The sequence below is a fragment of the Nonomuraea sp. GTA35 genome, from assembly GCF_041950525.1.
In the GTDB taxonomy this organism is placed as follows: domain Bacteria; phylum Actinomycetota; class Actinomycetes; order Streptosporangiales; family Streptosporangiaceae; genus Nonomuraea.
The window spans coordinates 197596-212013 of sequence record NZ_JBGNUV010000001.1 but is presented as its reverse complement, the minus strand read 5'-3'; the positions used below and the strand labels follow the sequence as shown (position 1 = coordinate 212013).

Genomic DNA, 14418 nt, shown 5'->3' with positions numbered 1-14418 from the left:
CATCCCTCGGCTCGCCACCAGAATACGGCACTTACTGACCAAATTGGTTCTGCTGGTCAGCTTGGGTGGACCTCCGCTGGACACCGCGGGTTCCGCGAGCCGGCCGCGTGCAGCGAGGCGGGAGCGGGCCCGAGGGGAGCGGGCCCGGGGGTGAAATGCCCTGCCGCTCGTGATGTCGCCGCAGGTGGTCAGGGGTGCGCGCGTACCGCGCCTTCCGCAGGGAAGGGGTTTCGTCGATGAACGAGCTGCCGAAGGGGACGATTGACGTGTTGCCTGGTTTCCGGCTGGCCTGGCCGATCTCGGACGATCTCGCCACGCTGCGGGCGGCCGTGCGGGCCTTCGGCACCGGGGCCGGGCTGGCCGACGGGCGCCTGATGGATCTGGTGATCACGGCGAGCGAGGCCGCCGCCAGGGTGCTGGAGCACGGCGGAGGCGGCACTCTGATCGCCTGGAGCGACCCGGACGGGGTGAGCCTGGAGCTCGTGGACGTGACCGGCGTGCTCTCCACGGTGTACTGGGCCGCCGACCGCGAGCCGGCCCCGGCCACCGGGCAGGACGCCGGCTGCCGCCTGATGCGCCGGCTGTGTGATGAGATCGCCCTCGACGACAGCGACGGCACCGCGCGGTTGTACCTGCGGTTCCACCATCAGGACCGGCGGCCCAGGACTCCTCTGACCCCGGCGTGAGCGATCACGCGAGGTCGGCGAGGTCCTCCTCGGTGAGGTCGATCGACCGGGCGGCCAGGTTCTGCTCCAGGTGGGCCACGGAGCCGGTGCCCGGGATGGCCAGCGTCGCGGGGGACACGGCCAGCAGCCAGGCCAGCGCGATCTGGTGGACGGTGGCGCCGTGCCGTTCGGCGACCTTGACCAGGGCGGGGTCGTCGATGTCGGCCCTGCCGCCGCCGAGGGGGAAGAAGGGCACGAACGCGATGCCGGCCTCCTCGCAGGCGTCGAGTACGGCCGTCTCGGCGCGGTTGGCGATGTGGAAGTGGTTCTGGACGGCGGCGACGGGAGCGATCGTGCGGGCCTCGGCGAGGTGGCCGGTGTCGACGTTGCTGAGGCCCAGGTGGCGGATCAGGCCCTCCTCGCGCAGCGCGGCGAGCACCTCGAAGCGCTCGGCGAGCGACTCGCCGTGCGGCGGGTCGGTCTTGCCGATGCGCAGGTAGACCAGGTCGAGGCGGTCCAGGCCCAGGCTCTGGAGATCGGCTTCGACCTGGGGACGGAGCTCGGCGGCGGTGGCCTGGCGAGGGCCGCCGGGGCCGAAGACCGGGCCGACCTTGGTGGCGATGACCAGGGTGCCCGGGTACGGGGCCAGGGCCTCGCGGATCAGGGCGTTGGCGCTCGCCGAGCCGTCCGGGGCGCGGTAGAAGCCGGCGGTGTCGATGTGGTTCACGCCGAGTTCGACGGCGCGGCGCAGGACGGCGCGCCCGGACTCGGCGTCCCGGGCGGGGCCGCCCGGGTGGCTCTGGCACAGGCGCATGGCGCCGAAGCCCAGCCGGTCGATCGTCAGGTCGTGGCCGAGGCGGAACTGGTCGGTCATGTCTCTCCCCGTGAGGTGATGTGGCGTCGGAGCAGCGCTCCGCTTGTTCAGCAGCGGGACGACGCCGACACGCCGATCGCGGAGGCGTCCCGCGGGGCGCCGGTCGCCGAGGTGTCCCGCCAGGTGCACGCGAGGCGGAGCCGCCCGCCGGGCCAGACCACGGTCCAGTGCGGCCCGCCGGCGCGGGGGTGCCGGCCGGCGATCCTGTCGAAGGGGCGGAACGACCGAGGCGGCGTGTGCGTGCGGTTCCTCCGCAGCGCCCGCCCGGTCGTGAGCCTGACCGCCACCGGGCGGCGGCAGCCGTTGCGGTGCGCGAACACCACCGGTGCGTCGCGCGCGTCCGCGGGACCGGCACCGGTGACGAACGTGACCGTCTCGTCGAGCGGCGCGCGCCCCGTGCGGCTGTAGTCCGCCTTGACGTCCTCGAACCCGATCGACATGCCGCAGAACAGCATGAGCCCTTCCGGCGGGTGCAGGACGTCCGCGACGGTCTCGCGGTACACCGACCAGGACATCTGCGGGCAGCTGTGCAGCCCCTCCTCGCGGAGCAGCAGCATGACGGTCTGCAGGTACATGCCGACGTCGGCCCACTGGGGCAGGCCCATGTCGCGGTCGATGTAGCAGAACAGGGCGGCGGGGGCGCCGAAGCACTCCCAGTTGCCCGCCGCGGCCCGCTGGCGCGCCTCCCAGTCCTCGCGTGCGATGCCGAGCGCGCCGTAGCGCTCCCGGCCGAAGGCGGACCGGCGCTCGCGGTACGGGGACTTCAGGTCGGCCGGGTACATCTCGTACTCGCGCTCGTCCCAGGGGTCGCCCGCGGCGAGCCGCTCGCCGGCGCGCCTCTTGATCTCGGCGAGCGGCTCGCCGGTCACCACGTAGACGTGCCACGGCTGAAGGTTCGACCCGGACGGGGCCCAGGCCGCGGCCGACAGCACGCGCTTCAGCACCTCCATGGGGACGGGCTGGTCGGTGAATCCGCGTACCGCCCGGCGGCTCGTGACTGCCTCGTAGACATTCATGATCGTAACCTCCTGCCTGCACTCCGTGTCTATCTGTTTACAGTTCGATCGTATCAGACGCAACCGTATCAATCAATACGATCTCAGGTCATGAAGGCGCCACGAGCCGGTAAAACGTGGGACTTCCGGCGCCCTGCGTGCCGCTGCCTACCGCCCGGCGGGCACGCTCACGCGTCGCCGCCGGCGGGGTAGGCGACCCGGGTCAGCAACTCCTTCAACTGCTCGGCCTCATCGGGGGCCAACCCGGCGGCCAGGCGCGCGGCCTGCGGCTCCGCCGCCACATGGGCCGCGTCGAAGAGCTCGGCCCCCCGCGGCGTGATCTCGACCACCCGGACACGCCGGTCGCCCGGCACCGTCCTGCGCACGGCCAGCCCCTTGCGCTCCAGGTCGTCCACGACCCGCATGACGCCCGCCTTGTCCGAGCCCGTCGCCGCCGCCAGGTCCCGCTGCACCGTGGGCCCGCGGTCCATCAGCACGATCAGCACGGCGAAGTGCCGCAACTCGATGCCGAGCGGCCGCAGCGCCTCCGTCATCACCGAGGCCGCGCGCCAGTGCGCCTGGCGCAGCAGCAGCCCGAGGGCGAAGGGCGAGGTGTCGCCGGGGCGGGCGGTCGCGCGCGAGGTGGCGGCACGGTCAGGGACGTCGGCGGTCATGACGTCATGCTACCGGCCGTCCTATCACCCGAAACAGTTTCATTCGCGATGAAATGGCCACGGCAGGCGCCGGCCGACGGCACCGGCCCGGCCAGGCGTTCGTGGCGGAGTCCTGTCACGATCCCGCGCGGCCGTCCGGTCTCAGGAGGGTGAGCGAAACCATGACGCCACACCACCGGCTGGGAAGACGGCCACGCGGCTACCGGAGGACGACCACATGATCGAACCGGATCGCACGCCGTGGCACGCGCTGCCGGCCGGCGAGGTCGCCGTCATGCTCCAGGCGGCCCCTGAGCAGGGCCTGTCGGCAGGCGAGGCGGCGCGGCGGCTCGACCGTCACGGCCCCAACCGCCTGCGGGAGGCGGCCCGCGAACCGCGCTGGCGGGCCTTCCTGCGCCAGTTCCAGGACCTGATGATCGTGATCCTGCTGGTCGCCGCGGCGGTCAGCCTGCTGATCTCGCGGGAGTGGGAGACCCCGCTCGCGATCACCGTGGTCGTGCTGCTGAACGCCACCATCGGCTTCGTCCAGGAGTCCCGGGCCGAGGCCTCGCTGGAGGCGCTGCGGAAGATGACCTCCACCGTGGCGACCGTCCGGCGGGACGGCCGGCTCGCCCGCCTGGACGCCACGGAGCTGGTCCCCGGTGACGTGGTGGTCGTCGAGGCCGGGGACCGGGTGCCGGCTGACGGGCGGCTGCTGTCCGCGGCCGCCCTGGAGGTGCGCGAGTCGGAGCTGACCGGGGAGGCGCAGCCGGTCGCCAAGTCCGCCACCGCCCGCGTCGAGGAGGGGGCGCCGCTGGCCGACCGTACGAACGCGTTGTTCATGAACACCTCGGTCACCCGCGGCCGGGGCGAGATGCTCGTCACGGCCACCGGCATGGCGACCGAGACGGGGCGGATCGCCGGCCTGCTCGCCTCGGCCAAGCCAGCCCCGACGCCGTTACAACGGCAGATCAGCACGCTCAGCAGGACCCTGGCGCTCATCTCCGCCGTGGTGGTGACCGTCGTGGTCGTGCTCGGGCTGGTACGCGGGCAGGAGTTCGGGGTGTTGTTCGTCACCGCGGTCTCGCTGGCCGTGGCCGCCATCCCGGAAGGGCTGCCGGCGGTGGTCGCGTTCACCCTGGCCATGGGCACCGACCGGCTGGCCCGCCGCGGGGCCATCGTCAAGCGGCTGTCCTCGGTGGAGACCCTCGGCAGCACCTCGCAGATCTGCACCGACAAGACCGGCACGCTGACCCTCAACCAGATGACCGCCCGGGAGATCTTCCTCGCGCAGCGGCGCTTCACCGTCTCCGGTCACGGTTACGCCCTCGACGGGCGCATCCGCTCCACCGACGGCCGCCCGCCCCCGGACACCCTGGACGAGGCGTTGATCGCGATGGCGCTGTGCAGCGACGCGGTGTTCCGCGACGACGAGGAGGTGGCGGTGGTCGGCGACCCCACCGAGGCCGCCCTGGTCGTGCTGGCCGAGAAGGGCGGCATCGACGTCACGGCACTGCGCCGGCGCCGCCCGCGCCTGGCGGAGGTCCCGTTCGACGCGGACCACAAGTTCATGGCCACCTTCCACCGCTGGACCGGCGACGACGGCCGGCCGGTCGTGCGCTGTTTCGTCAAGGGCGCGCCGGACGTGCTGGCCGCTCGGGCCACCCACTACCTGGGCCCGGACGGCGTCACCGAGCTCGGCCCGCAGGAGCGGCGGCACTACGACGAGGCGAACGCGACCCTGGCCGGGCAGGGCCGGCGGGTGCTGGCCGTGGCCCGCCAGGACTTCGCCGACGACGGCTTCGCCACCGGCGGCGGCGACGAGAAGGACTTGCTGGACCGGATCGTCCTGATCGCCCTGGTCGGCATCGTCGACCCGCCGAGGCCGGAGGCGCGGCAGGCCATCGAGCAGTGCCACGAGGCGGGCATCCGCGTCCGCATGATCACCGGCGATCACGCGGTGACGGCCGCGGCCATCGCCCGCGACCTCGGCATCCCCGGCCGGGCCGTCACCGGCGCCGAGCTCGACCGGTTCACCGACGACGCCGGCCTGGCCCGCGGCCTGGACGGCATCGGCGTCATCGCCCGGGTCTCACCCGAGCACAAGCTCCGCATCGTCGGCGCCCTGCAGGCCCGCGGCGACGTGGTGGCGATGACCGGCGACGGGGTCAACGACGCCCCCGCGCTGCGCAAGGCGGACATCGGCGTCGCCATGGGCCTGACCGGGACGGAGGTGACCAAGGAGGCGGCGACCATGGTGCTCACCGACGACAACTTCGCCACCATCGTGGGAGCCGTCCGCGAAGGGCGCGGCATCTACGACAACATCGTCAAGTTCACCCGCTTCCAGGTCTCCACCGCGCTCGGCTTCGTGCTGACGTTCCTGATCACCTCGCTGACCGGCCTCGCCGGCGGCGCCCCGTTCACCGCCCTGCAGATCCTCTTCGTCAACCTCGTCATGGACGGCCCGCCCGCGATGTCGCTCGGCGTCGACCCGGCCGGCCCGGACGCGATGAGCCGCCCGCCCCGCCCGGCACGCGAACCCATCCTCACCAGGGAACGCCTCGTGCGCATCCTGCTGACCAGCACGATCATGGCGACCGGCACCGCCGCCGTCCTCGCCTGGGCGCCGGGCCCCGCAGCCGCCGCAGGTCAGGCCAGCGTCGCGGGCACGATGGCGCTCGTCACGTTCGTCTTCTTCCAGGCGTTCAACCTGCTCACCGTCCGCCACCCCACCCGCAGCCTGTTCCACCGCGAGACCCTGCTCCACCCGAACCCGCTGGTCGCCACCCTCGCGGTCGTCGTCCTGCTGCTCCTCATCGTCGAGGTCGACGCCCTGCACGGCTTCTTCACCACCACCGATCTCGCCTTCGGCCAGTGGCTGGCCTGCCTGGCGGTCGGCTCGGCCATCCTGTGGGCGGGCGAGCTCGTCAAGGTCCTGCTCCGGGCCCGTGACCGCCGTCGAGGCGGGCACGGCGCGTGAACCGGCGGCGGGCCGTCAGGCCGGCTCGTCCGTGCCTTCGAGCAGCGTGGCGCGGATCTGCTTGCGGGAGACGATGCCGAGCTTGACGAAGATCTTGCGCAGGTGCCATTCGACGGTATGGGGGCTGATGAAGAGCTGGGCGCCGATCTCGGAGTTCGTCAGCCCGTCGCCGGCTAACTGCGCGATCTGCGCCTCCTGGGCGGTGAGCGTGGTGCGCACCTCGACGGGGCGCTTGCGTACCGCCTCGCCGGTGGCCTGCAGCTCGCGCCGGGCGCGTTCCGCGAACGCCTCGGCCCCCATCTGGCCGAGCAGCTCGTAGGCGGCGCCCAGCTGCTCCCGCGCGTCGGCGCGGCGGTTCTCCCTGCGCAGCCACTCGCCGTAGAGCAGCCGGCTGCGGGCGCGGGCCACGCCGACCTCGGTGCGGCCGAGCCGCTCGATCGCCTCGCGGTAGAGGGTGTCGGCGGCCGGCCCCTCGCTCACCTGGGCGCGCACCAGCGCGGAGGTGCCGAGGGCCCAGTCGGTGCCGGCGGCCTGGGCCATCTCGTCGAGGTGCCGGGCGGCGGCGACGGCGCGGGCCGCGCGTCCGCTCCGGGTGGCGGCCTCGACGAGCTCGACCATGGACGAGATGGCCAGCCCGAGCTCCTGCGGGTGCTCGCAGCCGCGCTCGGCCGAGACGTACGCCTCCTCGTAGCGGCCCAGGCCGTTGCAGAGCACCGCGCTCGCCCAGTGGGTGGCGGTCAGTACCTTCCCCTCCCCTTGCAGGGCCAGGTCGCGCGTGACCGCCTCGATCGCCTGCCGGGTGGCGGCTTCCCTGCCTCGCCACGGCTCGATCACCAGGGCGCAGTACTGGGCGAAGAAGCGGCTGCCCGTCGCCTCGCCGATCGTCACCGCCTCGGCGACCAGCGATTCCGCGACGGCGAGCTGGCCGGCGTGGGCCCGGTTCGGCACGAGCAGCAGCAGAGCGGGCGGCAGGATCGACAGGGCCCCCGTTTCGCGCGCGAGCTCGACCAGCTTCGCCGAGAGCGTCGACCAGCCGTCGAAGTCCCAGGTGTTGAAGGCCATGCGGGAGGCGAGCGGGAGCCAGCCGAGGCCCTCCTCCCTGGAGATCTCTTCGGTGCTGAAGGCCTCCAGGGCCTGCCGGACCGTCGGCATGCCTGCCGCGTACCCCTCGGTGACCATGGCCGCCACGCCGGTCATGAGCAGGTCGTTGCGCTCGGGGCGCGGTCCCGGCGGTGCGGCCAGTGCCGCCGCCGCCACGTCCGCGAGCTGGGCGCCGCTCGGCAGGCGGCCGGCGGTGAAGGCCGCGTACAACGCGTCGCGGTAGGTCTCGCGGGCCAGCCCGGCGTCCAGCGGCTCCAGCCGCTTGGCGGCCTTGAGCAGCAGCGGCAGGCCGGCGCCCGCGCTCCTGGATGCGAACATGATCTGGCCGCGCAGCAGGTCGGCCTGGGCGAGCTCGCGTTCGTCCAGGGGGCTGAGCTCCGCCGCGTCCAGCAGTTCGAGCGCGGCGTCGTACCCGCCGGCCCGTTGCTTGGCCCGGGCCGCCGCCAGCGCCCTGGCGCCGCGGCGGGCGGCGTCGGGGGTCAGCTCGGCCGCCCGCTCCAGGAAGGCGGCCGCCGCCGCGACCCCGCCGCGGGCCTGGGCCCGGCCGGCGGAGCGTTCGAGCTCGGCGGCCACCGCCTCGTCGGGGCCGGCGGCGGCGTTGGCCAGATGCCACGCCCGGCGGTCGGGGTCTGCCTGGGGGTCGGTCGCGTCGGCCAGCGCGCGGTGCACGCCCTGCCGGTCCTCGGGGGCCGCGACGCGGTAGGCCGCCGAGCGGACGAGGGGATGGCGGAACCGCACCCGGGTCCCGATGGTGATCAGTCCCGCCGATTCGGCCGGCGCCGCGGCGGCCGCTTCGACGCCCAGCAGATCCGCCGCGCGCGCCAGCAGGGTCACGTCGCCCACCGGCTCGGCCGCCGCGATGAGCAGCAGGCGCTGGGTCTCGGCCGGCAGCGACCGGACCCGCCGCAGGAAGCTCTGCTCGATCTGGCCGGCCAGCGACCGCGCGTCGGGCCGCCCGAACCCGCCCGCCAGCTCCGCCGGCGTCAGCCCCCGGGGCAGCTCCAGCAGGGCCAGCGGGTTGCCCTGCGTCTCGGCGACGATGCGATCGCGGACCCGCGCGTCGAGCCGCCCGGGCACCACGGAGTCCAGCAGCGCGCGGGCGTCGCCGTCGCTCAAGCGGCCGACCTCGAGCGGCGGCAGCCCTGTCAGGTCGTCCTCCAGGCGGGGCTCGCGCACCGCGAACACCAGCCCGATCCGCTCGGCGAGCAGGCGCCGCGCGACGAAGGCGAGCGTCTGCGCGGAGACCCGGTCGAGCCACTGGGCGTCATCGACGAGGCAGACCAGCGGCTCCTTCTCGGCCACGTCGGCGAGCAGGCTGAGCACGGCCAGCCCGACCAGGAACCGGTCCGGCGGGGCTCCCGCGCTGAGCCTGAACGCGATGCCGAGCGCCTCGCGCTGCGGGGCCGGCAGGTGCGGCAGGTGATCCAGGAACGGGGCGCAGAGCTGGTGCAGCCCGCCGAAGGCCAGCTCCATCTCCGACTCGACGCCCGCCGCCCTGGCGATCCGGCAGCCCGAGGCCGCGGCGCGCGCGTACTCCAGCAGCGCCGTCTTGCCGATGCCGGCCTCGCCGCGCACCACCAGCACCGCGCTGTGGCCGGACTGCACCGTGGCCACGAGCTGGTCCAGCGTCTCGCACTCGGCCTGCCTGCCACGCAGCTGCAACTTCGGGTCCCTGCTCGCCATGGCACCGCCTCCACCGGCCGCGTGCCCGACGACGGAAAGCAGGAGGCGATCGGCCTGATCCGGCCGGTAGCCTATCGCTCCGGTCCGGATCACGGCAAAGAGCTCGTCGCCTGAGGCCCAGGTGCCGTGACGGCTCTCGCCGGCGCGGCCGGGAGCCCCCTCACGGCGAGGGTTTCCTGGCCCCGCAGTGGGCGCGGATGAGGGCGATGACGGTGTCGGTGGTGCGCTCCAGGTGGCTGCGGCCGTCGGGCAGCCGCGCCTCCGGGCTGATGTAGCTGTTGCGCCCGACGTGGGTGGCCGGGTCGAGCCTCCGGGTGGTGATCCTGCCGTCGCGGCGGGCCCGGTTCCACGCGCTGCGGCGGAACACCCGCCAGCGCTGCGGGAAGAGCCAGGTGCCGACCCGCTCGATCCAGTCGTGGTCGCTGGTGAGCTGGTACAGGTGGCCGGCGTGGGTGAGATCGTTGGCGCCGTTGTGGAACCCGCCGAGCGTGATCAGCAGCAGCGGGGCGCGCAACCCGGCGTGCAGCGCCGGGACCGCGCCGATGGCGACCTGGGCGCCGCCGCTGTAGCTGACCAGCACCACGGGTATGCCGCTGCCGGGCCGGTAACCGGCCCGGCGCAACTGGTCGGCGATCTGGGCGCCCACGGCGCGGTTGTACAGCGGGCGGTACCGGTGGTCGGCGGCGACGAAGATCTGCATGACGTTGTGCAGGAACAGCAGCAGCGCGACGTGGTGGCGCAGCCACTCCCACACGGGCCGGTCGACCAGCGGGGCGGCCAGCGGTGAGTAGGGCTGCACCTGCCCGAGCACGCGCAGCTCCGGCGCCCCGGCGATCAGGGCCTCGACCAGCTTGCCCCCGTCGCGGGTGTCGCGGAAGCGGCGCTTGCCGATGCCGTCCAGGTAGACCAGGTACGCGTCCGGCGGCCGGTCCGGGTCCGCGCCCCTGGCGTAGGGCATGTCCTGCGGCAGCTCGGTGGTGGGCGCCCGCCAGCCGGCGGCGTACGCCAGCACCTCGTAGCGGGCGAGCAGCGCCTCGGCGAGCAGGACCGGGCCGAGCACCAGGACCAGGAGCGGGAACTCCGTCATGTGGCCGGCTCCCGCACCCCGGTGATGGCGCTGGCCTTCACCACCAGGCGGCGGACCACCTCGACGGCGATGCCCAGCCCGAACCCGGCGACGGCCACGCAGCCCGCGGCGGCCCACCAGCCCAGCCCGGTCGCCGAGGCGAGCGGGGCCACCAGCCCGGCCCCGACCGCCACGAGCAGCAGCAGGTGCAGCAGCGGCCCGAGCAGCGGGAACGCGAGGACGGCGGCGAGCAGCAGCGGAACGACCAGATCAGGTGTCCAGGTGAACGCGGCCGTGCCGGGCAGGGGCGTGGAGAGCATCAGCCCGGCGAGCGTCCATGCGGTCAGCGGCCACAGCGCGAACACCGCGCCCTCGACGACGGCGCCGATCAGCAGGAGCGGGATCAGCTGGGGCCGCGACGTGCGGGGCCGGCGGGCGATCAGGGGCAGGAGGCGTCCGGCGGCCTCGGACAACCCCGCCAGCAGCAGCAGGACGAGCACGAGGGTCGACACGGGTCACCGCTCCTGCGGCGAATCCGCCGGTGCGGGCCGGTCGGCCCGGTCGCTGCGGTTCAGGTGGCGTTCGAGCTCGTCGGCGGCGCGCACGTAGCCGCCGGCCTCGCGCTGGGCGACCTGCAGGCGGTCGGCCGCGGCCATGAACCGCGGCTCGTCGAGCAGCCGCCGGGCCAGGGCGTGCACGAGCCCGGGGCCGGCGTCGCGAGGGCTGATCGCCAGGCCGGCGCCGAGCTGGACGACCCGGCGGGCCACGAGCGGCTGGTCCGCGCCCTGGGGGATCACCAGCATCGGGACCCCGGCGTACATGGCCTCGTTGACGCTGTTCATGCCGCCGTGCGTGACGAACAGCGCGGCCCGGTCCAGCACCTCCGTCTGCGGGACGAAGCGGCGCGCGATCACGTTGTCCGGCAGCGGATCCAGGGCCGCCGGGTTGGTCTGCCCGGTGGCGATGACCACGGTGCCGCCCAGCGGGGCGAGCGCGATGACGAGGTTGCGCAGCAGCTGCGGGCCCGCGTTGAACACCGTGCCGAGGGAGGCGTACAGGACGGGGGCGCGCAGGCGGTCGGCCGGGAACGACGGGTCGGGCGGGCGGGAGCCCAGGCTGGGGCCGACGAACTGGAACGACTCGTCGAGGGTGTCGCCGCCCGGCTGGAAGTCGCGCGAGGTGAAGACCAGGTTGAGCGGCTGGCGCACGTTCGGGAAGTCGAAGCGCGGCAGGCCGCGGGTGTCGTAGCGGCGGCGCAGCTTCCGCCGCCACCGCAGGTAGTCGCGGGTGTTGCGGGGATGGGCCGCCGCCTGGGCCAGCAGCTTCCACGACAGGCGGGTGGGGCTGGGCGCGTGGCGGCCGTAGGCGAACGTGGTGAACAGCGATACCGCCGGCACGCCGAGCTCGCGGGCGGCGACCGCGGCCCACATGCAGGCGGAGTCGTGCACGATCAGGTCGGGCCGGATGTCGCGCAGCTCGGCGAGCACCCGGGGCAGCAGGCCGGCGGTGGTGCGCGCGAGGCCCTCCAGCATCGTGATCGGCATCGGCGGATCGGCGAGCGGGCGGTCGGCCTCGGGGTAGAGGCACACGGTCGCGCCGGTGGCCGCGATCTCCGCCGAGAACGCGGAGGAGATGTGGTAGGTGACGGAGTGGCCGCGCCGGACGAGCTCGGCCACGACCGGCAGCGTCGGGTTGATGTGCCCGTGCATCGGGATGTTGAGGAACGCGATGGTGCTCATCGGCCGGCCTCCGCGGCCGTACCGGCGGGATGGCAGCTCGGTCCGTAGAGGCCGGGCCCGTTGACGTGCAGCCCGTCGAGGAACCGGCCCGCCGTGCGGGCGGCGGTGCTGATCAGCCGCTCGGCGTGCCGGAAGTCCCACGGGGCGGGCCAGGTCTCGATGCCGGTCGGCAGCACGACGGTCGGGACCCGGGTGGACACCTCGCGCAGATCGCGCTCGATCTGGTGGTGCGCCAGCAGCAGCGCCGCCCTGGCGGCGACCGCGTCGGCCCGCCGGGGCGGCAGGGCCATGCTCAGCGGCCATTCCGGCCCGGCCGACAACACCACCACGCTGGCCGCCCCCGCCTCCTGCGCCGCCCGTACGGGGACGTAGGCGATCACCCCGCCGTCGATGAGCGTGCGGCCTTCCCGTTCCACCGGGGGCAGGACTCCCGGAATGGCCGCGCTGGCCAGCAGCGCGGACACGAGATCCCCCTCGCTGAGCAGCGCCTCGGCGCCGGTGGCCAGGTCCGTGGCCACCGCGGTGAAGGGGATGCTCAGCTGTTCGACGCGCTGCGGCAGCCCGGCCCTGGCGATCAGCCTGCGCAGGCCGTGGTCGGCGACGATGCTGGCCCGGGAGGCCAGGAAGCCGAGCGGGTACACCTCACGGCGGCGTACGCGGGTCCACACGTGGTCCAGCCGCGCGGCGGCCGTGCCGGGGTGGGCGGCCACGATCGCGCCGTTGAGCGCCCCGACCGAGGTACCGATGATCATGTCGGGGGCGAAACCGCGCTGCTCCAGCGCGTACCCGATGCCGACCTGCGCGGCTCCGAGCACTCCCCCGCCGCCGATCACCGCCGCCACGGGACGGGGCAGGGCGCTCAGGCCCGACGCTTGCGGTCGGTCCGGCGAGGGGGTGCGCATCCCCTCGTCACGTGTCATGGCCCGTGGCCTTCCATGACCGGGGCCGCCCGGCCGGGCGGCCTGCAAGGCCGGGGAGGCCGATCTCCTGCGATGTGTCACCCACATGATCCGCCCTTCTCACCAGCGCGCTGAATCGGATAGGTGCCACAACTAAGACAAGGCGGCCCCCTGGGCCCGTGACACCCGCGCCGGCTTTTCGAGGAGGTCGGGGAGCGGGCGTCACGCGGCGGGCCGGTGTCCGGTCTTACCAGCACGAGCCGGGCGGCACGGGCCCGGCCGCGGCTCCGGCGAACCGTCTCCCATCTCCCGTCCGCCTGAGCCGCCCCTCCCACACGGAACAGGACCAGCCATGACCAGTCACCCTGCCCACCCCACGAGACGGCCCCGCACCGCGGTGGCCCTGCTCACCGCGGCCGCCCTCATCCTGGCGAGCCTGAATCCGGCGCAGAGCGCCGCCGCCCAGGACAGCCGGTCGCGTACGGCCAAGCCCACCGTCGTGCTCGTGCACGGAGCCTGGGCGGACGCCTCGAGCTGGAGCCGGATCGTCGCCAGGCTCCAGGCCGGCGGCTACCCGGTCAGGGCGATCGCCAACCCGCTGCGTTCACTGTCGGGCGACGCCGCGTCCGTGAGAGCCTTCCTGGAGACGCTGACGGGGCCGGTCGTGCTCGTCGGCCACTCCTACGGCGGGGCCGTGATCACCAACGCGGCCACCGGGAACGCCAGTGTCAAGGCGCTCGTCTACGTCAACGCCTTCGCACCCGACGCCGGCGAGTCCGCGACCCAGCTCGCGGGGCCGGACTCCGCCCTGTCGGTGCCGGACCCGACGGCCGTGTTCGACCTCGTCCCCCCGACCCTGCCGCCCGCCGCGGACACCGACCTGTACCTGAAGACGTCGACCGTCCTGGCGTCGTTCGCGACCGGGCTGAGCCTCGATGACAAGGCGATCGTGGCGGCCACCCAGCGACCGGCCACGGTGGGAGCGCTCAACGAGCCGTCCGGCGCCCCCGCCTGGCGGACGATCCCGTCCTGGAACGTCATCGGCACCAAGGACCGCATCATCCCGCCCGGCGTGCAGCGGGCCATGGCCAAGCGGGCCGGCTCCACCGTCGTCGAGTACGACGCCGGGCACGTCGGCCTGATGACGGCGCCCAGGACGGTCACCTACGTGATCGAGCAGGCCGCGCGGGCGAGTGTGCGGTAGCGGGATCGATCGTGCCGAGGGCACCGGCGCCGTCACGGGCCGGTGCCCTCGGCACGAGGGGCGAGCTCAGCAGGCGAGGTTGATGGTGGCGGGGATGCCCTGGCGGGCCATCTTGGCGTACGGGCACAGCGCGGTCGCCTGGGCGAGCAGCGGGGTGGCCGTGTCGCGGTCCACTCCCGGCCAGGTCACGACGAGGTCGGCGCGTAGCTGGTAGCCGCCGTCGGCCGGGTCGCGGCCGAAGGTGACGGTCGCCTCCACCGTGATCGGCCCGGGGTCGAGGAGGTGCTGCCGGGCCAGCAGGCTGAGGGCGCCCTGGAAACAGGCCGCGTATCCGGCGGCGAAGAGCTGCTCGGGGTTCGGCCCGAGGTTGTCGCCGCCCAGCTCCTCGGGCATGCGCAGCTCCAGGGCGAGAGCGCCGTCGGCCGAGCGGGCCCGGCCGGTGACGCGCGCGTGGGCGGAGCCGCCGCCGGTCACGGCGACGCGCGTGACGTAGAGCGGTTTGAACGCGGAGCCGCTGTAGTCGCGCTCGGTCGACAGTGTGTGCTCGTTCACTGGG

General features: G+C 74.1%; 12 protein-coding genes. 3 read left to right on the top strand and 9 right to left on the bottom strand.

All coding sequences use genetic code 11. The features are described from left to right. Window positions 1–236: 236 nt before the first annotated feature. The gene (locus tag ACBJ32_RS00930; protein WP_357887244.1) at window positions 237–686 is read left to right on the top strand and encodes an ATP-binding protein; all 450 of its coding nucleotides are present in this window, start codon (window positions 237–239) and stop codon (window positions 684–686) included. A 4-nt stretch (window positions 687–690) separates the two neighbouring features. Here ACBJ32_RS00930 and ACBJ32_RS00925 read toward each other — a convergent pair whose 3' ends face one another. From ACBJ32_RS00925 to ACBJ32_RS00915, 3 genes are all read right to left on the bottom strand, one after another. Further along, a complete protein-coding gene (locus ACBJ32_RS00925; RefSeq protein ID WP_375124934.1) occupies window positions 691–1539 on the bottom strand; it encodes an aldo/keto reductase in 849 nt (282 codons plus the stop codon). A gap of 47 nt (window positions 1540–1586) precedes the next feature. Next, a complete protein-coding gene (locus tag ACBJ32_RS00920; protein ID WP_375124933.1) occupies window positions 1587–2555 on the bottom strand; it encodes a nitroreductase in 969 nt (322 codons plus the stop codon). A 167-nt stretch (window positions 2556–2722) separates the two neighbouring features. Continuing rightward, window positions 2723–3208 carry a MarR family transcriptional regulator gene (locus tag ACBJ32_RS00915; RefSeq protein ID WP_357887253.1) on the bottom strand — a complete coding sequence of 162 codons (486 nt, stop codon included), beginning with the start codon at window positions 3206–3208 and terminating at the stop codon, window positions 2723–2725. Between the two features lie 217 nt (window positions 3209–3425). Here ACBJ32_RS00915 and ACBJ32_RS00910 point away from each other — a divergent pair, with 217 nt between their 5' ends. Next, a complete protein-coding gene (locus tag ACBJ32_RS00910) occupies window positions 3426–6170 on the top strand; it encodes a cation-translocating P-type ATPase (protein ID WP_375124932.1) in 2745 nt (914 codons plus the stop codon). A 15-nt stretch (window positions 6171–6185) separates the two neighbouring features. On the opposite strand, the gene ACBJ32_RS00905 is transcribed toward ACBJ32_RS00910, so the two are convergent. From ACBJ32_RS00905 to ACBJ32_RS00885, 5 genes are all read right to left on the bottom strand, one after another. After that, window positions 6186–8954 (bottom strand): AAA family ATPase, encoded by a 2769-nt coding sequence (locus ACBJ32_RS00905; protein WP_375124931.1) that lies wholly within the window; start codon window positions 8952–8954, stop codon window positions 6186–6188. A 160-nt stretch (window positions 8955–9114) separates the two neighbouring features. After that, on the bottom strand, window positions 9115–10041 hold the full coding sequence (locus ACBJ32_RS00900; protein ID WP_375124930.1) for a hypothetical protein: 927 nt from the start codon (window positions 10039–10041) through the stop codon (window positions 9115–9117). Beyond that, entirely contained in the window at window positions 10038–10532 is a 495-nt protein-coding gene (locus ACBJ32_RS00895; RefSeq protein ID WP_375124929.1) for a hypothetical protein, read from the bottom strand. The genes ACBJ32_RS00900 and ACBJ32_RS00895 overlap by 4 nt, the downstream gene beginning before the upstream one ends. Window positions 10533–10535: 3 nt before the next feature. After that, on the bottom strand, window positions 10536–11759 hold the full coding sequence (locus tag ACBJ32_RS00890; protein WP_375124928.1) for a macrolide family glycosyltransferase: 1224 nt from the start codon (window positions 11757–11759) through the stop codon (window positions 10536–10538). Next, on the bottom strand, window positions 11756–12679 hold the full coding sequence (locus ACBJ32_RS00885) for a patatin-like phospholipase family protein (protein ID WP_375124927.1): 924 nt from the start codon (window positions 12677–12679) through the stop codon (window positions 11756–11758). The genes ACBJ32_RS00890 and ACBJ32_RS00885 overlap by 4 nt, the downstream gene beginning before the upstream one ends. A 331-nt stretch (window positions 12680–13010) precedes the next feature. On the opposite strand from ACBJ32_RS00885, the gene ACBJ32_RS00880 reads away from it, so the two are divergent. After that, complete coding sequence (locus ACBJ32_RS00880; RefSeq protein WP_375124926.1) at window positions 13011–13862, top strand: alpha/beta fold hydrolase; 852 nt, start codon at window positions 13011–13013, stop codon at window positions 13860–13862. A gap of 66 nt (window positions 13863–13928) precedes the next feature. Here ACBJ32_RS00880 and ACBJ32_RS00875 read toward each other — a convergent pair whose 3' ends face one another. Continuing rightward, window positions 13929–14414 carry an Ohr family peroxiredoxin gene (locus ACBJ32_RS00875; RefSeq protein ID WP_357895399.1) on the bottom strand — a complete coding sequence of 162 codons (486 nt, stop codon included), beginning with the start codon at window positions 14412–14414 and terminating at the stop codon, window positions 13929–13931. Window positions 14415–14418 lie beyond the last annotated feature (4 nt).